The organism is Marisediminitalea sp. (assembly GCF_984433645.1).
Genome location: NZ_CFIDRX010000075.1, coordinates 1 through 20,114, shown reverse-complemented (window position 1 = coordinate 20,114; position 20,114 = coordinate 1). Strand labels below are relative to the sequence as shown.

At 49.0% G+C, this 20,114-nt stretch carries 21 protein-coding genes; 5 read left to right on the top strand and 16 right to left on the bottom strand.

All coding sequences use genetic code 11. The annotated features are described in order from the left end of the window. The 5 genes from AC4MRN_RS11190 to AC4MRN_RS11170 form a co-directional block, all read right to left on the bottom strand. Positions 1 to 578 (bottom strand): two-component system sensor histidine kinase family protein (locus AC4MRN_RS11190; protein ID WP_491203317.1); only part of this gene is annotated, 578 nt, incomplete at its 3' end. Positions 579 to 590: 12 nt separating this feature from the next. Further along, complete coding sequence (gene ompR / locus AC4MRN_RS11185; protein WP_073317924.1) at positions 591 to 1,313, bottom strand: osmolarity response regulator transcription factor OmpR; 723 nt, start codon at positions 1,311 to 1,313, stop codon at positions 591 to 593. A 104-nt stretch (positions 1,314 to 1,417) separates the two neighbouring features. After that, on the bottom strand, positions 1,418 to 2,671 hold the full coding sequence (locus tag AC4MRN_RS11180; protein ID WP_073317921.1) for an ArsB/NhaD family transporter: 1,254 nt from the start codon (positions 2,669 to 2,671) through the stop codon (positions 1,418 to 1,420). Between the two features lie 182 nt (positions 2,672 to 2,853). Continuing rightward, positions 2,854 to 3,750, bottom strand: coding sequence for a phosphoribulokinase (locus tag AC4MRN_RS11175; protein ID WP_073317918.1), 897 nt, complete (start codon positions 3,748 to 3,750; stop codon positions 2,854 to 2,856). Positions 3,751 to 3,858: 108 nt separating this feature from the next. Then, a complete protein-coding gene (locus tag AC4MRN_RS11170; protein ID WP_491203316.1) occupies positions 3,859 to 4,872 on the bottom strand; it encodes a potassium channel family protein in 1,014 nt (337 codons plus the stop codon). Positions 4,873 to 5,099: 227 nt separating this feature from the next. Here AC4MRN_RS11170 and AC4MRN_RS11165 point away from each other — a divergent pair, with 227 nt between their 5' ends. Further along, on the top strand, positions 5,100 to 5,351 hold the full coding sequence (locus tag AC4MRN_RS11165) for a superinfection immunity protein (protein ID WP_491203315.1): 252 nt from the start codon (positions 5,100 to 5,102) through the stop codon (positions 5,349 to 5,351). 49 nt (positions 5,352 to 5,400) lie between these two features. Here the strand turns inward: AC4MRN_RS11165 and AC4MRN_RS11160 are convergent, their stop codons facing one another. The 7 genes from AC4MRN_RS11160 to prmA all read right to left on the bottom strand — a co-directional run bounded on the left by AC4MRN_RS11160 (position 5,401) and on the right by prmA (position 12,824). Beyond that, positions 5,401 to 6,210 (bottom strand): hypothetical protein, encoded by an 810-nt coding sequence (locus tag AC4MRN_RS11160; protein WP_491203314.1) that lies wholly within the window; start codon positions 6,208 to 6,210, stop codon positions 5,401 to 5,403. Positions 6,211 to 6,444: 234 nt separating this feature from the next. Continuing rightward, a complete protein-coding gene (purD, locus tag AC4MRN_RS11155) occupies positions 6,445 to 7,731 on the bottom strand; it encodes a phosphoribosylamine--glycine ligase (protein ID WP_155016386.1) in 1,287 nt (428 codons plus the stop codon). Between the two features lie 17 nt (positions 7,732 to 7,748). After that, positions 7,749 to 8,561: a class I SAM-dependent methyltransferase gene (locus AC4MRN_RS11150; RefSeq protein WP_491203313.1), complete on the bottom strand. Its 813-nt coding sequence runs from the start codon at positions 8,559 to 8,561 to the stop codon at positions 7,749 to 7,751. 84 nt (positions 8,562 to 8,645) lie between these two features. Next, a complete protein-coding gene (gene purH / locus AC4MRN_RS11145) occupies positions 8,646 to 10,244 on the bottom strand; it encodes a bifunctional phosphoribosylaminoimidazolecarboxamide formyltransferase/IMP cyclohydrolase (protein ID WP_491203312.1) in 1,599 nt (532 codons plus the stop codon). Between the two features lie 170 nt (positions 10,245 to 10,414). Continuing rightward, complete coding sequence (gene fis, locus AC4MRN_RS11140) at positions 10,415 to 10,708, bottom strand: DNA-binding transcriptional regulator Fis (protein WP_073317897.1); 294 nt, start codon at positions 10,706 to 10,708, stop codon at positions 10,415 to 10,417. Positions 10,709 to 10,738: 30 nt separating this feature from the next. Continuing rightward, positions 10,739 to 11,737 (bottom strand): tRNA dihydrouridine synthase DusB, encoded by a 999-nt coding sequence (gene dusB / locus AC4MRN_RS11135; protein ID WP_073317894.1) that lies wholly within the window; start codon positions 11,735 to 11,737, stop codon positions 10,739 to 10,741. Positions 11,738 to 11,942: 205 nt separating this feature from the next. Further along, positions 11,943 to 12,824, bottom strand: coding sequence for a 50S ribosomal protein L11 methyltransferase (prmA, locus tag AC4MRN_RS11130; protein WP_073318690.1), 882 nt, complete (start codon positions 12,822 to 12,824; stop codon positions 11,943 to 11,945). A gap of 185 nt (positions 12,825 to 13,009) precedes the next feature. Between prmA and AC4MRN_RS11125 the strand changes: the two genes are divergently transcribed. Beyond that, positions 13,010 to 14,614, top strand: coding sequence for an amidase (locus AC4MRN_RS11125; RefSeq protein ID WP_491203311.1), 1,605 nt, complete (start codon positions 13,010 to 13,012; stop codon positions 14,612 to 14,614). Between the two features lie 54 nt (positions 14,615 to 14,668). Here AC4MRN_RS11125 and AC4MRN_RS11120 read toward each other — a convergent pair whose 3' ends face one another. The 3 genes from AC4MRN_RS11120 to AC4MRN_RS11110 form a co-directional block, all read right to left on the bottom strand. After that, on the bottom strand, positions 14,669 to 14,962 hold the full coding sequence (locus AC4MRN_RS11120) for a high-potential iron-sulfur protein (protein ID WP_073317888.1): 294 nt from the start codon (positions 14,960 to 14,962) through the stop codon (positions 14,669 to 14,671). A 177-nt stretch (positions 14,963 to 15,139) separates the two neighbouring features. Further along, positions 15,140 to 15,796 carry a flavin reductase family protein gene (locus tag AC4MRN_RS11115; RefSeq protein ID WP_491203310.1) on the bottom strand — a complete coding sequence of 219 codons (657 nt, stop codon included), beginning with the start codon at positions 15,794 to 15,796 and terminating at the stop codon, positions 15,140 to 15,142. A gap of 16 nt (positions 15,797 to 15,812) precedes the next feature. After that, on the bottom strand, positions 15,813 to 16,004 hold the full coding sequence (locus tag AC4MRN_RS11110) for a zinc ribbon domain-containing protein (RefSeq protein WP_155016381.1): 192 nt from the start codon (positions 16,002 to 16,004) through the stop codon (positions 15,813 to 15,815). 68 nt (positions 16,005 to 16,072) lie between these two features. On the opposite strand from AC4MRN_RS11110, the gene AC4MRN_RS11105 reads away from it, so the two are divergent. From AC4MRN_RS11105 to AC4MRN_RS11095, 3 genes are all read left to right on the top strand, one after another. Continuing rightward, on the top strand, positions 16,073 to 16,369 hold the full coding sequence (locus tag AC4MRN_RS11105) for a hypothetical protein (protein ID WP_155016380.1): 297 nt from the start codon (positions 16,073 to 16,075) through the stop codon (positions 16,367 to 16,369). Positions 16,370 to 16,418: 49 nt separating this feature from the next. Next, the gene (locus AC4MRN_RS11100) at positions 16,419 to 18,542 is read left to right on the top strand and encodes an exonuclease domain-containing protein (RefSeq protein ID WP_491203309.1); all 2,124 of its coding nucleotides are present in this window, start codon (positions 16,419 to 16,421) and stop codon (positions 18,540 to 18,542) included. A gap of 428 nt (positions 18,543 to 18,970) precedes the next feature. Continuing rightward, positions 18,971 to 19,300, top strand: a complete 330-nt coding sequence (locus tag AC4MRN_RS11095; protein WP_073317878.1) for a DUF3718 domain-containing protein — start codon at positions 18,971 to 18,973, stop codon at positions 19,298 to 19,300. Positions 19,301 to 19,668: 368 nt separating this feature from the next. On the opposite strand, the gene AC4MRN_RS11090 is transcribed toward AC4MRN_RS11095, so the two are convergent. After that, positions 19,669 to 19,923, bottom strand: coding sequence for a hypothetical protein (locus tag AC4MRN_RS11090; protein WP_491203308.1), 255 nt, complete (start codon positions 19,921 to 19,923; stop codon positions 19,669 to 19,671). Positions 19,924 to 20,114: the final 191 nt, after the last annotated feature.

The window sequence follows — 20,114 nt, the reverse complement described above, 5'->3', positions numbered from 1 at the left end:
CGACCAACCTTCATTGCGGCGCGTTGTAAGGCACTTAACGGGCGGTTCAGCCGCAGTACAAATAGCCAGCCGCCACCCACACTCAAAATTCCAATAAGCAGCAAATAAAGAGTAAGCGGGAAGATATTAGCGTCGCTGAGTCCGTACACTGGCATGCGGATCCACATGTCCGGCAGGCTTTCTATATTCAACCAAACATAATACGGGGTGTCTTGCTCGGTAAGTAACGGCGTACTGATGCGCACTTCGGCTTTTTCACCCAGTTGCTGACTTACCTGATCAGACATAAATTTATAGAAGGTGGCCTGCCCCAGTTCTTCTGTTTGCGCTTGCTGAAAGCTGAAAAACTCAATGCCCGTGTTGGCACTGAGCTTATCGATGTAGCCCGGGTCAGTCACCAGTGCACGCTGGGTTTTTAGCGTCGCTGCCTGGGTTGCTATCAGGCTGTTGATTTGCTCATAGCTGGGGCGAATAAAATATAGGGTAACCGACAGGTATGAGACTACCTGGTTGATCAGCAACAGTACGCCAATCAACATCACCGTTTGCCCGAAGGCACTTTTAGGAAGTAGTCTCACTGGGTAGGTAACTTATACCGCTTCGCCATCAGGCACGAACACATAGCCCAGACCCCAAACGGTCTGAATATACCGTGGGCTGGCAGGGTCTTTCTCTAACATGCGGCGCAGGCGCGAAACCTGCACGTCGATGCTGCGCTCCAGCGCACTGTAATCACGGCCACGCGCCAGATTCATGAGTTTGTCGCGCGACAAGGGTTCGCGTGGGTGAGTAACCAGCGATTTCAGTACGGCAAACTCGCCACTGGTCAGCGACAGCGGTTTACCATCGGCGGTCATTTCACGGGTGGCAAGATTCAGGCGGTATTCGCCAAACTCAACGATCTGTTCTTCCAGCGAAGGCGCGCCGGGTGCCTCAATGGTTTGGCGACGCAGCACTGCACGTGCTCTGGCTAACAATTCACGGGGGTTAAAAGGTTTTGGCAGGTAGTCATCGGCGCCCATTTCAAGACCAATGATTCGGTCTACCTCGTCGCCCTTGGCGGTCAGCATAATAATGGGCATTTTACTTTCGGCCTGTCGCAGGCGTCGGCATATGGATAAGCCGTCCTCGCCCGGTAACATGAGATCCAGAACCATCAGGTGAAAGTTCTCGCGCTCTAATAGACGGTCCATCTGTTCAGAGTTGGCGGCACTGCGAACCTGAAATCCCTGTTCTACCAAATAGCGTTCCAACAGACTGCGCAAGCGCATGTCGTCGTCGACAACCAATATTTTTGATGTTTCCTGACCCATTGCCGGCCCCAATTACTAATGTACTCGTTGCAACTATAACCCTAAGTGCAGCAAGACAAAAGTGCCCAGATGTTTCAGCGAAATGTGGATTGTTACAAAGCGTGTCAGGCAACCGGCATAATATAAGTGGCCACCCCGTACACCAGGGCGTAACCCAGAGAGTAAGCAACCAGTAGCAGTACAAAGTACTTGCCATAACGCGCGAAGCTCAAGCCCTGTACTTTGCTCATGGCAACAATACCTGCTGCAGAGCCGATGATCAGCAGGGAGCCGCCCACACCTACAGCATAGGTCAGCAGCATCCATTCGCTCACGGTCATGGTGATATTGGCTTTAAGCAATGCGGCGGTCAGCGGCACGTTGTCGATTAACGCTGACAATGCGCCCATGATGTAGTTGGCCACCGTAGGCGGAAACATCTCGTAAAGATAAAGCAAGGAATGTAATGCTTCGATGTGCTCCAGCATGCCTACCAGTAATAACACCCCCAGGAAGAACAGCAGGGTGTCGAACTCGATGTAGCGAATATAGTCCAGGATCGGGTCCTGGTCGTCGTCATCGCCCAGTGAATTCGCCACCAGAAACATAATGGCCATGCCAGCCAGAAAACTCAGCATAGGGGGAATAGAAAACAAGACGTTCAGGATTAGGGTGAACAGGATTGTGGCCAGGAAAATACCGGCAATCACATAGTCGATACGGCTGGTGTCGTGCTGCGTTTTACGAATTTTAACCACACCGCTCATGCCGGTACTCAACAAGGTGGCCAGCAGCATGACTGCCAAAAACGACGGGACGAGTAACCAGAACAGTTGAGTAATAGTGACCTTGTGCTGCATAAATATCATCAGCGTGGTGACATCGCCGGTGATCAGCGAAACCCCGCCGGAGTTTACCGAAAATACAACCAGCACGGCAAAACGCAGGGTTTGATTGAGCGGTAAGCCCAGAGACAGCACCATGGCTATCGATACCAGGGTAGCAGTAATGTTGTCGGCCAGAGACGAGAAGCAAAAGCTGAACAGCGCAGTGATAAACATCAGTTTTTTAAGTGATATTTGCGATGGCATCACCAAATTGAGCATGTTGGCAATCAAGCCTTTTCGGTTGAGGTAGGCCACAAACGTCATGGCCGCTACCAGGAACAGCCAGAGCGTTGAGATTTCCGTAATGTTATGCAGCAGCCCTTCGTTAATGTGTTCAGTTTGCTCGGGGCCAGAGGACGACATAAACAGCAGCATCCAGGCAAGGGTGCCAAAAAACAGCGTAATTTTGGCTTTGTTGACGTGTAAAACTTCTTCGAACATAACGCCTAGCAGAGCCAGGGCGGCGAGGAGAATAAGGACAGTATCGAGCATAACGATTTCACCACAATAACAGTGGCGATATTGTAGGGTTGTGGTGTGTTGAGTAAAGTGAAAACACGCCCAACCGGACGTGTTTTGAGGTATATCAGCTATTCATTTAACGAATGCATGACCTTGGTCTTAATACTAAAGAAAGTCAATGTAATCAGCGTGTTAAATATATGTTTGAATTGTTACTGAACCCAGTCCATTTGATAGCCACGCTTCTGCTTACGCTTCATGAGATCTTCGATTAACGGGGTTAATATTAACTCCATAGCCAGACCCATTTTGCCACCCGGCACAACCAGCGTATTAATCCGCGACATGAACGAGCCGTCGATCATTTGCAGTAAATACGGGAAGTTGACGTTTTTCATTTCGCGGCGAAAACGAACTACCACAAAGCTTTCGTCTTGCGTTGGGATTTCCCGCGCGCTGAATGGGTTCGATGTGTCAACGGTAGGTACGCGCTGGAAATTCACGTGAGTACGAGAAAACTGCGGTGTGATGTAATGGAAGTAGTCGTCCAGACCTCGCACAATGCTGCTCATTACGGCTTCGCGTGAATGCCCGCGGTCGGTGGTGTCCCGTACAATCTTCTGAATCCACTCCAGGTTTACGATGGGTACCATGCCAACCAGCAGGTCCACGTGTTTGGCTACATCAATATCTTCGGTTTTTACGCCGCCGTGCAGCCCTTCGTAGAACAATAAGTCGGTGTTGGCAGGTAATTCCTGCCAGGGCGTAAACGTGCCTGGCATTTGGTTAAACGGTACCGCATCGTCGAAGGTGTGCAGGTATTGTCGAAACTTGCCGCTACCGTCGTCACCGTATTGCTGGAACAGGGTTTCCAGTAATGCAAAGTCGTTTGCTTTCGGGCCAAAGTAGCTAATGTGCCGGCCCTGCTCCTGAGCTTTGCGAATTTCGACTTCCATTTCAGGGCGGGTAAAGCGGTGAAAGCTGTCTCCACCTACGTAGGCGGCATCAATATTTAAATTGCGAAAAATGTGACGAATGGCATTGGTGGTGGTAGTGGTACCCGCACCGGAAGAACCTGTTATCGCTATAATGGGATGTTTAACCGACATGACAATTCTTTGTTAATTGGACGCACTGCGACCTTGATGAAAAATAAGGGAGCGCTGTCTCAATGCGAGAAAACCAGACCCTAGTTATATGCTGTGCGAGCAGAATAATCAAGCGTCATCCTCTTTTGGTGTCAGGTGTGAAACAAGGGACTTGCCACAGTGGGGGCAGAAGTTTACGCCCTGCGCTCCCCCGGTTTGGCGGGTGTTTTCCACCGCCAGATCAATGAGCAGATTGGCCTGTTCATCGTCTAAATCCAGTGCTTCGCGCAGCTGATTTAAACGGCCCAACTCGTGCGGCGTCAGGCTGCCATCTTCCATGACTTCCAATACGTGTTTGCGGAAAGTATCTCTGCGCACCCGGCTAAGTTCTGACAACCTGGCGGCTAAAATACCGGCCGGAAGTGCAAAAATACCGACACCTAAAATAGTAATAATGCCAGAAAATAGCTTGCCCAGCGGCGTGATGGGCGTCACGTCACCGTAACCTACCGTGGTCAGCGTGTTGATGGCCCACCACAATGCCGCGGGGATGCTACCAAAAGCATTGGGTTGTGCGTGCTGTTCAATGTAATACATACCGGTAGCAGACAGGACCATCACAATAATCAGTACCGACACTGCGGCAAACAGCACCCGGGCTTCTTTGCGAATGACGGTAAGCAACAGGTTTACTGAACGGGAATAACGGCCCAGTTTAATTAAACGAGTTAAACGCAGCAGTCGTAAAATCCGCAAATCAAAGACAAAGAACATACTCAGGTAGAATGGCAAAATGGCAAGTAAATCGATTAGCGCCATCGGGGTAAACAGGTAGCGCAGCCGTTGTTGCCACTGCGCGGTGTAGGGAGCCTGGCGATATATTTTGGTATGTGGCGCATGCACACAGCTCCACACGCGGCATACATATTCCAGTGTAAAAACCCCAACCGAGAACACTTCAAACCAATACAAGGGCTCGGCCCATTGCAGATGAAAGCTGTGCACCGTAGACATCATCACTGCAAATGCATTCAGCAGAATTAGCGCTATTAACAGCAGGTCGAACACACGACTGGGCGTATCGCCCTTTTGGGCGGGCTCCAGTATGTGGTATAGGCGTGCTGTCGGTGAGTATTGAGTCATAGTACTTCCTGTTGGAATGACTACCTTAGCGCCCGAAGTAGCGTGAAGGCAAGACATCAACATGCAAACCTTGATTTGCATTAAGGTTTGAAATAGTCAGAAACGATCTTTACAGGAGTTGACGAGTTGCCGAGGGCAGCGATATACAAAATTAAATGCGCTTTTTTGTAATCTTTTTTCCAATACCAGGACTGTATACCTGAATGTATCGCTTAAAGGACAGGTAAATGGGCGCGCTATCGCAATTTTTTGCAACCACCGACCCCATGTTGCTAATGGTAGTGGGAGCATTGGTTTTATTGACGTGGTTTCTTCCCGCGTTAGTGGCATTGGTGTTTAATCGAAAACAATTTAAATTAATTCTCCTTGCCTGTGTACCAGCGGGCTTTTCCCTTATCGCGTGGTCTGGCGTAATGGTATGGGCGTTAACCGGGAATATGCTTAACCGGTTCCGTAAGAAGGCTGTTGAACCGGTTTAGGCTATTGTTGGCAGGTATGCATTGGTTTGCTTACCTGCCTTATTGGTTGTTAGAAACGGTAGCTGGTTGTCAGCGTTACTGTTGCCAGGCCGTCGTCATCCCCGCCTATGCGAGCACCGGCGCCAACCTGCAATGAAAAGTTGCGTGTAAACCAGTAATCCAATGTGAGCTCTGCGACATCACCTTCTTCATAACGGTAATCCGATTCGTCTTCTTTCATCAGGTAGGTAAGGTTCAGACTTACATCCTGATTAAAGAAGTACCTCGCATCCACTGTGGTGCGAAGTGAGCCGGAAAAGATCACTTCAGCGCCAATATCCCAGCCGCTGCCATCGGTAATATTGGTGTAGCGGGTGAACGCTTTCAGGTTATTGCGATTTATCGAGTATGTACCATCGTATAAATAGACCTCACCATTGAAATAGATGTCGTTGTACTCTCTGTATTGATAATAATTGCCCACCCCTACCTGCCATTCTGTAGAGATGAAATAGCCCACATCGATGTCGGCGGTTGCATAGGTTGTGGTGATTGTTCTGTCGTAGTCAACGTAACGTAAATCCGCGTTAACCACCCATTTGTCATCAATAAACCACTCGCCGCCAGCCTGGTAAAAGTCATAAATATCGGTGGTGAAGTAGCGTCCGTAGGCGCTGTTGATTTTGTTCAGGTAGGGCGAAATCAGATGTGGTTGATTGTCTGTGGGAACATCACTGAAGTAGCGTTTGTATTGCAAGCCGAAAAAGGGCGAGGTGTAATCCTGTAAATCGCCAATGCCGAAAGTCACTTCGTTTTGTGCCGCGACACTGGAAAAAGACAAGAGTAGGGGGCTACTGAAAAGGAGCGTTTTTAATCGCATAACCATTCCTTGATTAAAGACTAACTGATACAGGAAAGCTGATACTTCAGTTACGACTGCAGCGATCCTTGCTTTATATAATTACTGTAGTAAGTCTGTGCAACTTAACTAAAAGTTCCAAATAAGAAAAAACGAGTCACTGCGGTGGTGAAAAGCGTCAGTCAAATGGGGTAATTTGAGAAGTGGTAGAAACAGCCAACCCTGCAAATTAACAGGGTTGGCGTTTAGAAACGATTAGCTGTTTTCGCGGGCAATAGCGCGGTAAGCAATGTCGTTGCGGTAGTATACGTCTTCCCAGTCAATCGCCTTGGTTAACACATAGGCTTGTTGTTGGGCTTCAGTTACGCTGTTCCCTAGTGCCGTAGCGCACAAAACACGCCCGCCGCTGGTGACAACGTCATCACCGTTTAATGCAGTACCTGCGTGGAATACTTTACCGTCAAGTTTGGCGGCGTCATCCAGACCGTTGATAACTTTCCCTTTTGCATAATCACCCGGGTAACCACCTGCGGCCAACACCACGCCAACAGATGCACGTGGGTCAAAGTCGATGTGGGTACCGGCCAATTCGCCTTTACAGGCTTTCAGGCACAGTGCCACCAGATCAGATTGTAAACGCAACATGATCGGCTGAGTTTCCGGATCGCCAAAGCGGCAGTTGTACTCAATTACCTTAGGCGTGCCGTCTTCCATGATCATCAGACCTGCATACAAGAAGCCTACATAGGGGTAGCCTTCTGCAGCCATACCGGCAACAGTAGGGTTGATCACTTCATCCATAATGCGCTGGTGGATGTCAGGCGTCACTACCGGGGCAGGTGAATAGGCGCCCATGCCGCCGGTGTTGGGGCCTGAGTCGCCGTCGCCGGCACGTTTGTGGTCCTGACTGGTTGCGAAGGCCGCTACGTCTTTACCGTCTACCATGACGATGAAAGAAGCTTCTTCGCCGTCCAGGAACTCTTCAATAACAACACGGCTGCCTGCGTCGCCAAAGGCGTTGCCAGCCAGCATATCGCGAATAGCGTCTTCCGCTTCCTGCAAGGTCATCGCCACGATGACGCCTTTACCAGCCGCCAGGCCGTCGGCTTTAACCACGATCGGCGCACCTTTTTCACGAACGTAGGCCAAAGCCGGCTCGATCTCGGTGAAGTTTTGGTACTCAGCAGTCGGAATGTTGTGACGGGCGAGGAAGTCTTTGGTAAACGCTTTTGAGCCTTCCAGCTGCGCAGCGCCTTTGCTAGGGCCAAAGATAGTCAGGCCTTCAGCCTGGAACGCATCAACCACACCAATAACCAGCGGCGCTTCGGGGCCTACAATGGTTAAATCAATCTGGTTGTCTTTGGCAAACGCGACCAAAGCGCTTACGTCAGTGGCAGAGATATCCACGTTAGTCAGCTTGTCTTCAATGGCTGTGCCTGCGTTACCCGGTGCCACAAAGACATCGGTTACACCAGCAGATTGAGACGCTTTCCAGGCTAACGCATGTTCGCGGCCACCGCCGCCAATCACAAGTACCTTCATTGAGTAGATTCCGTTAGTTAATCAGGTTTAACAAATTTCAGGGTCATGCGGTCACTTTCACCAATGGCCAGATAATGGGCCTGGTTATCTTCCCCTAAACGCAGTGATGGAGGTAATGTCCATACACCGCGAGGGTGTGCCGCAGTATCAAGTGGGTTCGCATTTACTTCGCTGCTGGCGACCAGTTTGAAACCAGCTTTTTCAGCCATTTTAATTACGTACGATTGCTTCATGTAGCCTGAGGACTCCATGGTGTCATCGCTGGCGGTTTCCGGTAAACGGTGATCCACCACGCCCAGCATGCCGCCGGGTTTCAGTGCGTTGTAAAATGCGGTCATGGCATTCAGCACGCCGTCATCTTTGGCGGCCATATACCAGTTGTGTACGTTTCTGAACGTCAGCACGCGATCGGCTGAGCCTGCTTCAGCCACCGTTAAGGCTTTAACCGGGTGAAAAGCAGTCAGTTCAATGTTGCTGTAGGGGGCGTGGTTCGCCATTTTGTCTTTGAACGCGGCCAGCGAACGCTGGTAGTAACCCGGGCTGTCGTCGTCTACAAAGAAGTGCGCAGCTACCAGTTTGCCGTTGTCTTTTAACAATGGTGCCAGGATGTCGGTATACCAACCGCCGCCCGGGCTGATTTCTACTACAGTCATCGTAGGTTGAACGTCAAAGAATCGCAGAGTCTGCTGAGGGTGACGATACTCGTCACGCAGTTTTGCTTTGGCTGAACGGTGCTCGCTGGCCGCCGCATCGGCAACTGCATCAGCCTGAACGGTAAGCACAGGTGACGATAACAAACTCGCTAGTAACAACAACGCTGATTTACGCATGGGATTTCCTTTCTGTCGTGATTATGCCGTTAGCCTAACACAGAATATTAACATTCGTGATGTCAGGCTAACGCAAATCATCGCTTAGTGGCGGAAATGACGCATGCCAGTAAATACCATCGCAATGCCGTGCTCGTCAGCTGCGGCAATCACTTCGTCGTCGCGCATTGAGCCGCCTGGCTGGATAACGGCTTTAATACCCGCTTCAGCAGCGGCATCAATACCGTCACGGAATGGGAAGAAAGCGTCAGAGGCCATAACAGAACCGGCCACTTCCAGGCCTTCATCGGCGGCTTTAATACCGGCAATCTTCGCTGAGTAAACGCGGCTCATCTGGCCTGCGCCCACGCCGATCGTCATGCTGTCTTTGCAGTAAACGATAGCGTTAGATTTCACGTATTTCGCTACTTTCCAGCAGAACATCAGGTCGCGCAACTGAGCTTCGGTAGGCTGAACTTTCGTCACCACCTGCAGGTCTTCCATGTCGACCATGCCGAAGTCGCGCTCTTGCACCAGCAAGCCGCCGTTAACGCGTTTGAAGTCGTAGCCGTCAGTCAGCTGACCTTGCCAGTCGCCGCAAGCAAGCAGACGTACGTTTTTCTTAGTTGCAACAATCTCAGCCGCCTGATCAGACACGCTTGGGGCTATGATCACTTCAACAAACTGACGGTCAATGATGGCTTGGGCAGTCGTGGCATCCAGCTCGCGGTTAAACGCGATAATGCCGCCGAACGCTGACGTTGGGTCAGTTTTGAAAGCGCGGTCGTATGCTTCCAGGATGTTTTCACCCAGCGCTACACCACATGGGTTGGCGTGCTTAACAATAACACAAGCCGGTTCCACGAACTCTTTTACGCACTCGAGAGCGGCGTCAGTATCAGCAATATTGTTGAACGACAGTTCTTTACCGTTTAACTGCGTGGCCGTAGCAACAGACGCTTCCTGTACGTTGTTTTCAACATAAAACGCCGCAGACTGGTGGCTGTTTTCGCCGTAACGCAGGTCTTGTTTCTTGGTCATTTGTACGTTGTAAGTGCGCGGGAACTCACTGTGATCGTGGCCGCAGTCTTCTGCACAATCGGTTGATTCAAGACGTGCACCGAAGTAGTTGGCAATCATGCCGTCGTACTCAGCAGTGTGCTCAAAGGCTTTAATCGCCAGGTCGAAACGGGTGTTGTAGGTCAGAGATCCCGCATTGCTTTCCATTTCTGACAATACGCGGGTGTAATCGCCTGCGTTCACAACAATGGTCACGTCTTTGTGGTTTTTCGCTGCTGCACGCACCATCGTCGGACCGCCGATATCGATATTCTCGATGGCGTCTTCCAGCGTACAGTCTTCTTTAGCAACTGTAGCCGCAAACGGATACAGGTTAACGGCGACCAGGTCGATTGGGCCGATGTTGTTTTCGGCCATAACCGCTTCGTCGGTGCCGCGGCGTGCCAGAATACCACCGTGGATTTTCGGGTGAAGGGTTTTCACGCGTCCGTCCATGATTTCCGGGTGACCGGTGTAGTTTGATACTTCAATAACAGGCAGGCCCTGTTCGGCCAGCAGTTTGGCGGTGCCGCCAGTAGACAACAGTTCTACGCCTGCATCGTGAAGAGCTTTGGCGAACTCAACAATGCCGGTCTTGTCTGACACACTTAACAGTGCGCGTTTAATCGGTTTTGGTGTATCCATAGTGGTATCTTGCTTCGACGGAGGTTAATCAAAAGGGTTGTTCTGTTGCCTGACATCTATCCTTGTAGATAACGCAGTAAGTGTAATAAACCGCCAGGACTTTGGCTCACTGCGTGAAAACAAAAAGAGCACCAGAAGGTGCTCTTTGTTGGGCTAAGCCCAGTGCAGTCTTAGTTCATACCATACTGCTTTAATTTCTTGCGCAGCGTGCCGCGGTTGATGCCCATCATGATGGCAGCGCGAGTCTGGTTACCGCGGGTGAAAGTCATAACTTCTTCCAATAAAGGGGCTTCGACTTCCGCTAACACCAATTCATACAGATTGTCGATGTTAGTGTTGTCCAGTTGCTTCAGGTATTTGTTTACCGCTTGCTTAACTGAATCGCGCAGAGGCTTTTGTGCCTGAGTTTGCGACGGTGTTGTTACTGTAGTAGTAAAAGGAGAAGTTACATTTTGATCGAACATAATACTTTCTTGCTCTTTTGTTAATCAGTCTTAAGCTGCCGGGGAGATCTGTCGGCTCTCACCAGATTGCAGCGCGCTAAAATAGTCGTCAATGGCACTAAGCTGTTCACAGGTTAGCTCCAGTGCATTAAACGTTTTGCGGAATTGACGTTCCTTATCGTGTTCCGATAAATACCACCCCACGTGTTTGCGGGCGATACGGACACCTTGTTCATCACCATAAAAATCATGAACAGCTGCCACGTGTTCCTTTAATACCGCATGTTGCTCCTGCAACGACGGCGGTGCCAGGAGGTCACCGGTTTTCAGGAAGTGGTCAACTTCTCTGAAAATCCAAGGGTTACCTTGTGCACCACGGCCAATCATCAACGCATCGGCCCCGGTATAATTCAGTACGTCCCTGGCTTTTTGTGGTGAAGTAATGTCGCCATTGGCCACAACCGGAATAGACACGGCCTGCTTAATTGCGCGGATCGTGTTGTATTCGGCTTCACCTTTATACATACAAGCTCTGGTGCGTCCATGTACGGCCAGAGACTGTATGCCGTTTTCTTGTGCAATGCGGGCGATGTCGACCCCATTGCGATTATCTGTGTTCCAACCGGTTCTTATTTTTAATGTGACCGGTACATCCACGGCGTCTACCACGGCTTTAACAATCGACTCCACTAAATCAGGGTACTGTAACAGTGCTGATCCAGCGTGTTTCTTATTGACCTTTTTGGCCGGGCATCCCATGTTGATATCGATGATTTGTGCACCGTTATCGACATTGAGTCGGGCTGCGTCAGCCATTAATGCAGGATCTGCCCCTGCAATTTGTACTGAACGTACCCCGGTCTCACCGCTGTGATCCATGCGTAACATGGATTTGGCGGTATGCCATACCCGTGGATTACTGCTGAGCATTTCTGACACAGCAAGTCCCGCACCCAGCCGTCGACACAGTTGCCTGAACGGCCTGTCCGTGACACCAGCCATAGGCGCAAGCATTAAGTTGTTGTCTAGCGTGTACTGACCAATTCGCATAAATAACACTCAAACTCTGCGCAGAAAATAACCACCTGTCCGAAACGGGGCGCTAAGTGTACGCGTTTTCTTTGGGCTTGAAAAGGCTAAAAATCACACAAAATTTGTGTTCTTAGTCTTGACAAAAAGATTTCAATTTTGTGTCAACGGGGTTACGGCGCGATTACACCGAACTGCTTGCATTAATTTTACAGAATCTTAAAGATTATGACTGTCGTTGCCCTGAAACCCGCGCCCATTCTTGATCTGTTACACTTTCGTCTAAATTGAAGTCGCGGCCGTAGGCGGCCTCGATGCGTGGAATTTGTTCAGCCAATATACCAGAAAGCACTAATAAACCACCGGGCTTACAGTAGCCGGTAATCACATTCTGTAGTTCAATAAGTGGTCCGGAGAGGATATTGGCCATCACGATATCGGCTTGCAGTGTGGGTTGGTTTTCCGGTAAGTACACTGATAATCGGTCGTCTACCTGGTTGCGTTGGGCATTATCCATAGACGCTTGCAAAGCCTGAGGGTCAATGTCGATACCAATGACCTTTTTTGCGCCCAGCTTTAATGCTGCAATGGCCAGAATGCCGGAGCCACAGCCAAAATCGACCACGGTTTTGCCTTCCACATCGATACCATCGAGCCAACGTAAACACATGGCGGTGGTAGGGTGCGTGCCGGTACCAAACGCCAGACCCGGATCAAGCAATACGTTTACCGCGTTTGGATCGGGGATATCCCGCCAGCTTGGACAGATCCACAACCGGTTGCCAAACTGCATAGGGTGGAAATTATCCATCCATTCGCGTTCCCAATCTTTATCTTCCAGTGGCTCAAGACGATATTTAAAGCCTTCGCCCAGGATCCTGGCTTTTTCAAGACGTTTAATAATAGCGGGCATATCGTCACTGGCATCGTATAAACCGACAACCTGGGTATCCGGCCACAACATAACTTCCCCCGGCTTGGGTTCGTACATGGGCGTATCTTTGGCGTCAACAAAGGTTACGGCCTGAGCGCCATTGGCATCGAGCATGTTGCCAACCTGTTCAGCCAGTTCTGCAGAAGTATCAATTCGAAGTTGTAGCCAGGGCATATTGTTTCTCATTTGGGCCGGATAGTGAGGAAATAGTAATCCACTCCATAGAAAACTATCTATAAAACAGGTCGCCACCCGGCGACAGGCGTTAGTCTACCAATAAACCCTCATCATCCCAATAAGGATTGCGCGTTTGAGGGGATGGTATAAGATAAATTTCCGTACAAGAAAAGAGAAAGACAATGAGAATAAGCGGGCTAATTTTAGTGGTGAGTATGCTTTCAGCATGCGCCACATCGACAGAAAAAAAAGAAGAGCCGCAGTGGCTGTCTGTTACGGCAACTGAACAACTGCAGCTCATGGAAGAGGGAGCTCTGACGTCCGAAGCGTTAGTTGCCGGGTACCTCGACCGTATTGCGTCAATTGATAAAAGCGGACCAGGGATTAACAGTGTTTTGTCTGTAAACCCCAATGCGCTTGAGGAAGCCAGAGCGCTTGATGCGAAACGGGCACGCGGTGAAATCCTCGGCCCTCTGCACGGTCTTGCGGTACTGCTTAAAGACAATATTGAGTCAAAGGAGTTACCCACGACGGCCGGGTCGGTCGCATTACTGAAAAATGAGACGTTCCGGGATTCTCCGCTAGCCGAGAATCTGCGCAATGCTGGTGCTGTTATTTTGGGTAAAACCAATTTGTCGGAATGGGCAAACTTTCGTTCTGAACAATCTACCAGTGGCTGGAGTGCGGTGGGTGGACTGACTAGAAATCCACATATTTTGAGTCGTACAGCCTGTGGCTCGTCCTCGGGATCTGGTGCGGCTATTGCTGCAGGGCTGGCTTCGTTGGCGGTGGGCACTGAAACCAACGGTTCTATTATTTGCCCGTCTTCCATGAACGGTATTGTTGGCTTTAAGCCAACGGTTGGGCTGGTGTCCCGTCGCCATATTGTGCCAATTTCGCATACGCAGGATACGGCTGGCCCTATGGTAAGAAGTGTTGAGGATGCGGCACTGATGGTATCTGTGATGGCCAGTGAAGATAAAGGTGATGACGCAACTGTGTTTGCAGATCGCCCCAGCTCCGCCTCGCTTGCAGAGACTGAAGTTAGCTTGTCTGGTCTTCGGGTGGGTGTGGTCAGATGGCGTCAAGGCGACGACCAACAAGTGATTGCAGTGTTTGATGATACCCTCGACAAGTTGGCGTCCGCGGGTGCTGAATTAGTCGAAATTAACGAGCATTCACAGCCTGACGGGTTTTGGTCTCAGGCGTATTTAGTGTTACTTGCTGAGTTTAAAACGTCGTTGAATCACTATCTGTTGTCTAGTCCGGCGAATCTGCCTGTATCAAACTTAACGGAGTTAATTGGGTTTAACCGTTCATCCAAGCGGGAAATGGCACTGTTTGATCAGTCTATTTTCATAGCGGCGGAAGAAACCGGCGGCATTGAAGACGAGCGCTATGCTATGGCGTTAAACACGGTCAGAACCGCAACGCGAGACGAGGGCATAGATAAACTCCTGTCTCAGTACAATGTGGATGTGCTGATTGCACCGTCAAATAATCCTGCCTTTATTATCGACCCTGTTTATGGCGACAATGCGCCTAACGGCTTTGCGGGCATCGGCTTTATGGCGGCGATTGCGGGATACCCCCACTTAACTATCCCTATGGGGGCAGTAAGGGATTTGCCGGTGGGCATCAGCATTATTGGAGGTCAGTGGGACGACGCCACTGTGCTGGGCGTCGGTAAAGCCATTGAAACTGCTGCTCCTTTCCGTTTAACGCCGGGTTTTTACCCCACTCGCTTTGACGCACCCTCGCTTAGTGGTGTGACATCACCACAGTAACAATTAAACATAAAAAAAGCGGCTGGATAGCCGCTTTTTCGTTGTTCATCGCCTTTAGCCAGGCTTTTTCACCCACGCACTACACCAGCCATTGGTGTTAACTTGTTTGCCTGGGAAAATTGCACAAGGGCGCCACTCGGCGGCTGCATCACCTTGCACGTACATACAATTACCACACTGTGAACCTTCTACAGTAGATTGACTGACATATTTTAACGCTTTCGCGGTTGCGTCATCTTCACTTAAGTGTTCCTGAGCATTGGCGCGCAGTGCAACGCCACCTAATGTCATTCCAATGAGAGTCGTGCCTGACAGCTTAAGAAAGTCGCGACGGTTGACAGATTTCATAAAAACTTACTCCAGCTTGTAAACGAGAATGATTCTTTTTTATTCAGTGCCTAAAACGACAAAACCTGCCAGCGGCAGGTTTTAGGGTACAAAAGCACGGGTCAGTTCATTGTTATTATTTTAACTATTATTACTTATACGCGTCTTTTTTGGATCTACCAAGAGCAAAACTGACAACTATTGATCTGTATTAAACAATTTCAGCGCAGTTGGCGCTTTATCAGGTTTTGCATACGCCATTTTTGCTAAGCCAGAGGCCTGGTGATACGTATCTAAGCCGCTGACGCAGGCCAACGATAGCTGACTGATGTCTATTGTCCCGTCTTCCTCAACGGCTTGTTCGCACAGTAAGACGCGCTCTATCCGACCGATTACCAGTTCTGTCTGGTTGGCCTCAATTTTTTGGATAGTTTCTAATCGCAACCCAATCGCCATGGGACTCTCTGCCACAAAAGGTGCAGCAAAATCATCTTGCCAATGCGGGGTGAAGCCGCAGTGATCAAATTCGCTTTGTTCGGGCGTATACCTTGCTGAAGTCTGATGCGCTTGTGCGTATAGGTTTACTGGTACTGCATTTATTGTGAAATAACCCTGTTCCTTGATATTGCCCAGGGTGTCGCGAGTGACTGTGTGGGGTCGCATCAGCATACCCATGAGTGGCGGGTTGGCACCGACGTGAAAAACTGAGGTCACGATGGCCAGGTTGGTGTGACGACTGCCATTACAGGTACCAACAAGATTAGCACTTTTGTAGCCCGACAGACTGTTAATGAAGTTTGCACGATAACGCTGCGGCATATCGTTAATGGTTTCGCTGGTATAAATCTGGTTCAAAATTGCGCCTTATGGTTTATTCATTCTCAACGTCGGCTTGCACAGAAAGCTCACCGTCAACTTTGGAGACCGTGACGACAATAGGCTGACAACAAATCTGGCAGTCTACAATTTGGGTCTGATCGATGTCGTACATTTCGTCAACTTCCAAATCGTTAATCGTCATGCAATATGGGCATTCAAAGGTGGTGGCGTTGGTTAAACTCATGCTGACCCCCGTAACGTGTTTATTCGTACTGTAATTACGTCTCAGCAAAAAGGTTGGATTGCAAAAAAGTGAAGAAACAAAAAGCCGATACCTGTGCCTGTTGTGGAAGAACCACATATCTTACGTTCCATCACCTTATTCCGCGTAAAATGCACAGGCGGCCTCACTTTAAAAAGCACTTCAGCAAAGCGGAGTTAGCGGCAGGTGTGATGGTTTGCCGGCAGTGCCACAATGGCATTCACAAGTTCTACAATGAAATGGTATTGGCAAAGCAATTAAATACCCTTCCACTGTTGCTTAGCGACCCAACTTTGTCTGCGCATTTTGCCTGGGTAAGCCGCCAAAAAGTCAGGGTTTGTCGCTAACCATAAACTGCTGTATATTTATACATGTTAGTAGCTAGCGGACACAACAATGCGTAAAACACTGCCAGATCGGTACTATCTGGATCATTTTCACGAATTTCTGAGCTTTTTTGACGGTGCGAATCGGGTGTTATTAACCGATGAGGCCCTCGATTTTATTGATCGCTTTAAGGCCTTGGATGATAACGCGCAGTGCATTGTTGCAAGAGCGGCCAGTCGAAAATATGCCGTTGTGGTGGTGAAAACCTTTCAGTATCAGGAAATCCAGGCGCCTATCGATACGTTGTTTTTACTGCAACAACAAAACTGGTTTAGCGGTGTTTTAAACGGCAGTGCTTACGCTATTTCGCAGGTACTCACGAAGCCTCATTTGCATCAGTTATTGTTAGAAAATGGCATAAAGATGCCCGCCTCTGCGTCGAAAAATGTGCTGGTGGACACCTTTACTGAGGCGTATTCAAAGGGCGCCATCACCGAATCCGGCGAGCTGGATTCGCAATACCTGTTTTGCGAGTTTGATCCTGTTCTGCGGTTCCTGTTGTTTTTGTATTTTGGCCATACCCGAGGGCGACTGAATCAATTCTCCATGCGTGACCTGGGCGTAATGCGAACCCGGCAGGATGCCATCACTGACAGCGTGCGTTTTGAGCATCGCGAAGCTGCTGTGAACGCGTATCACTACGCCAATGCCTTACAGCAGTTCAAGTCGCTGAACACCGAACAAAAGCGCAACTTTGAACCGGTTGTCGATAAGCCGGTCTACTGCGCTATTGGTCATGATTACCGTGACAGGTTGTTATTTGCAATGGGCCAGTTCTGGCTTTCCGAAGATAACCACAAAGCACTTGAGTATCTGAAGCTGGCAGGCAGCGACAATGCCAGGGAAAAGTGGATACGAGAAACCTATAAAGCTGGCAATAAAGACGCCGCAAAGGAGGCCCTTGAAGCGATTATCGATGATCCGTCGTCCGACACATTGCTGGCTTTTGCTGAAGATTTTTACCAGCGCAAGTTTGGCAGTAAACGCACGTCGGTACTCACCGATATGCTTCGCGAGGCAACCCGGGTAATTTCTCTGGATGAATCCTATATTCAGGATGTCGAGAACGGCGTAGTAGAAACACACCTCAGGGAGAATAAACAAGCGTTTCGTACCGAAAACACGCTATGGCGAACCTTGTTCGGATTATTCTTTTGGGACTGGTTACATGGAGAGTTTGGACTGGTCAGCGAATTTGACCGCCGTCCGCAGGTGTTAAGGCATAACGATTTTTACGCGCGTTGTGGTGAACACATCGAAGCGCATTTAGCTGAGTACTGTAATAGCCCTGACACGCTTTACCCGTATTTGCTGAAACAAGCCACCACACATTACGGCAAGGTAAACAGTGTGTTTATGTGGCGTCAGGGGTTGCTGGATACTATACATACCTTTTTGCAATACGTTGATATTCAGGGGCTGGCGAACTTCCTGCGCATGATGACCCAGGATTACGCCAATCTTCGTGATGGTTTTCCGGATATCATGGTGATTGAAAACGACACCCTTTGGTTTGAGGAAATAAAGGCGCCGGGAGATCAGCTCCGTCGCAATCAACTGGTGACGATACAGCGCTTAAAACAAACAGGCTTCAATGTAGGCATTACCCAGGTGAACTGGTATCAGGATCCTATGCAGCCCTATGTTGTGGTCGATATTGAAACCACTGGCGGTCAGGGACCACAGCACCGTATTACCGAAGTGGGCATGGTAAAGATGATCAACGGCGAAGAAGTCGCCCGTTGGCAGAGCTTGATCAATCCTATGCGTCATATTCCGTATCGCATTACTCAGTTAACAGGCATAAGTGATGATATGGTCGTCGACGCACCCCCGTTTGAAGCCGTTGCTGACGATATTGATGCGTTTACTCGCGGCTGTGTGTTTGTTGCCCACAATGTGAATTTTGACTATGGGTTTATTAAACAAGAGTTCGCGCGTTTAGCTCGACCTTTCCGCAGACCCAAACTGTGTACTTGTGCAAGAATGCGACAACACCAATCCGGTTTGGCGTCTTATTCGTTAAAAGCGTTAACTCGGCATTTCGGTATACGGCTGGATAATCACCACAGAGCATTAGACGATGCACTTGCCGCCGCAGAATTACTGAAAATCATTCAGGGAGAAGGCTAACAAAGCCGGTGAATGTTCGATAATACGAGTTATTCTGATTTGCAACATTGCGAATAATACATACAAACTAAAAAATTATTACAATAAGTAAATTATTTTTTGATCTATTTGTACTCCCTGACCATACTAAGTATGCACTGTTGAAAGTGTGTACGCGTTCTTGCTGTTTGGCCCACATCTTTGTGGGCCTTTTTTTGGGTGTTCCGCCCTAGACATTTCTCTTTAACTTTCTTCACTTGTCCCTCGTGAAATGCCAATACTAAATTTTGGTCAAATTAGCCATTTTTTGGTTTTGATCTGTTTTTGTTCAACGCTGTTTTCTTTGTATTTTTGTTTAAATGGTTGATAACTAACATTAATAAAAGTTGGCACTGTGGTTGCTCTGGCTAAAGGGACTCCCCCGTTAAATGGATATAAAGGAAAAAACGATGAAAGCTATTGCAAAAGTATTAATGATTGTTGGTGTTAGTGTTGCTGGTATGGGCTTCGCACAGGCTGAAACCAAATTGGTTGCTGCTGATGACGCGGTAACCAGTGAAATATGTGTTGTGGCAGCATCAGGAAAGAAATTGAAGTTACACAAAACCATTAAAGATTTTGGCCTGACGCGTAACTATGTAGCTCGTAACGTGGAATGTAACGGTATGCCGATTGTTGAGTTTGTAGAACAATACGGTGACAACGTCACTAGCATTAATCGCTACATCACGAGTGGTGAGTACACTGGTCAGTTGATTACGCAAGTCACTGCGAAGTAATTCTGAATGACTCTGCACAAGGTCCCGCATTTGAGCAGTATGTGGGACCATTGTCATAGATACGTCTCTATTTATTCGCCGTTGTGTCTTCGAAAACCTGTATGGCCACTTCAGGCTCTCTGATAAAAAAGACCCCTTTCTGCGGAATGCAGTCGAAAGCGGGTACATCGGAGTCACTGGACGCTTTTGTTAAGTAGACTGTCCAATACTCCACATGTGGCGCGTTGTTATCCTTAAAGAACCCTACCCCGATATATTATTATTCCCGATAAAAATCCAATTCACCAAGTAAGTGTTGGCGATGTGCCGTGGACTGTTTGAACGCTTTCCTTACAGAGCTGGGAGTTGAATAGCCTCCGGCAACGGCTTCAACCTAAATTGTGCCGTACCATACCGTAGTCCGCCATGATCCTAGCCTTGTCTTCAACTGCTTGTGCCAGTAGAGGATGACAATGAATTTGTGCACGCTGTTGGGCTTCATCTTCAATTATAAGCGATGCCAGCGCCCAGGCGGCTTCACTGAAACCACAAGTGTTGTTAGGCGTTTCATTGGCCTGAGCCTGCTGGTAAAAGCTCATTAGCAAACACAACAAAATTCCTTTACCTGCATCACTCAACACCATACGAAAACGTCCTTATTAAAACTTCCTTTTGAGCCCAACAAGCAAGCGTTTGGTGCTATCCACTACATCAATCCGAGAAAACCAGTCCAAATCGGCTAAACCGATATCGCCACTTATGGCCAGTGAACCACCGTGCCCGGTGCCTAAATAATCTTCAGTAAGTTCTGCCCGGAAACCAAACTCTTCACTAA

What these genes read in the sequence shown, in the direction of transcription:
- AC4MRN_RS11175 (WP_073317918.1), bottom strand. Translation starts at nt 3,750, where the DNA reads ATGTCGGTTAAACATCCCATTATAGCGATAACAGGTTCTTCCGGTGCG.
- fis (WP_073317897.1), bottom strand. Translation starts at nt 10,708, where the DNA reads ATGTTCGATCAAAATGTAACTTCTCCTTTTACTACTACAGTAACAACA.
- AC4MRN_RS11120 (WP_073317888.1), bottom strand. Translation starts at nt 14,962, where the DNA reads ATGAAATCTGTCAACCGTCGCGACTTTCTTAAGCTGTCAGGCACGACT.
- AC4MRN_RS11150 (WP_491203313.1), bottom strand. Translation starts at nt 8,561, where the DNA reads ATGCGTAAATCAGCGTTGTTGTTACTAGCGAGTTTGTTATCGTCACCT.
- AC4MRN_RS11160 (WP_491203314.1), bottom strand. Translation starts at nt 6,210, where the DNA reads ATGCGATTAAAAACGCTCCTTTTCAGTAGCCCCCTACTCTTGTCTTTT.
- AC4MRN_RS11165 (WP_491203315.1), top strand. Translation starts at nt 5,100, where the DNA reads ATGGGCGCGCTATCGCAATTTTTTGCAACCACCGACCCCATGTTGCTA.
- AC4MRN_RS11110 (WP_155016381.1), bottom strand. Translation starts at nt 16,004, where the DNA reads ATGAGTTTAACCAACGCCACCACCTTTGAATGCCCATATTGCATGACG.
- AC4MRN_RS11170 (WP_491203316.1), bottom strand. Translation starts at nt 4,872, where the DNA reads ATGACTCAATACTCACCGACAGCACGCCTATACCACATACTGGAGCCC.
- AC4MRN_RS11095 (WP_073317878.1), top strand. Translation starts at nt 18,971, where the DNA reads ATGAAAGCTATTGCAAAAGTATTAATGATTGTTGGTGTTAGTGTTGCT.
- prmA (WP_073318690.1), bottom strand. Translation starts at nt 12,824, where the DNA reads ATGCCCTGGCTACAACTTCGAATTGATACTTCTGCAGAACTGGCTGAA.
- AC4MRN_RS11180 (WP_073317921.1), bottom strand. Translation starts at nt 2,671, where the DNA reads ATGCTCGATACTGTCCTTATTCTCCTCGCCGCCCTGGCTCTGCTAGGC.
- ompR (WP_073317924.1), bottom strand. Translation starts at nt 1,313, where the DNA reads ATGGGTCAGGAAACATCAAAAATATTGGTTGTCGACGACGACATGCGC.
- AC4MRN_RS11125 (WP_491203311.1), top strand. Translation starts at nt 13,010, where the DNA reads ATGAGAATAAGCGGGCTAATTTTAGTGGTGAGTATGCTTTCAGCATGC.
- AC4MRN_RS11100 (WP_491203309.1), top strand. Translation starts at nt 16,419, where the DNA reads ATGCGTAAAACACTGCCAGATCGGTACTATCTGGATCATTTTCACGAA.
- purD (WP_155016386.1), bottom strand. Translation starts at nt 7,731, where the DNA reads ATGAAGGTACTTGTGATTGGCGGCGGTGGCCGCGAACATGCGTTAGCC.
- dusB (WP_073317894.1), bottom strand. Translation starts at nt 11,737, where the DNA reads ATGCGAATTGGTCAGTACACGCTAGACAACAACTTAATGCTTGCGCCT.
- AC4MRN_RS11090 (WP_491203308.1), bottom strand. Translation starts at nt 19,923, where the DNA reads ATGGTGTTGAGTGATGCAGGTAAAGGAATTTTGTTGTGTTTGCTAATG.
- purH (WP_491203312.1), bottom strand. Translation starts at nt 10,244, where the DNA reads ATGGATACACCAAAACCGATTAAACGCGCACTGTTAAGTGTGTCAGAC.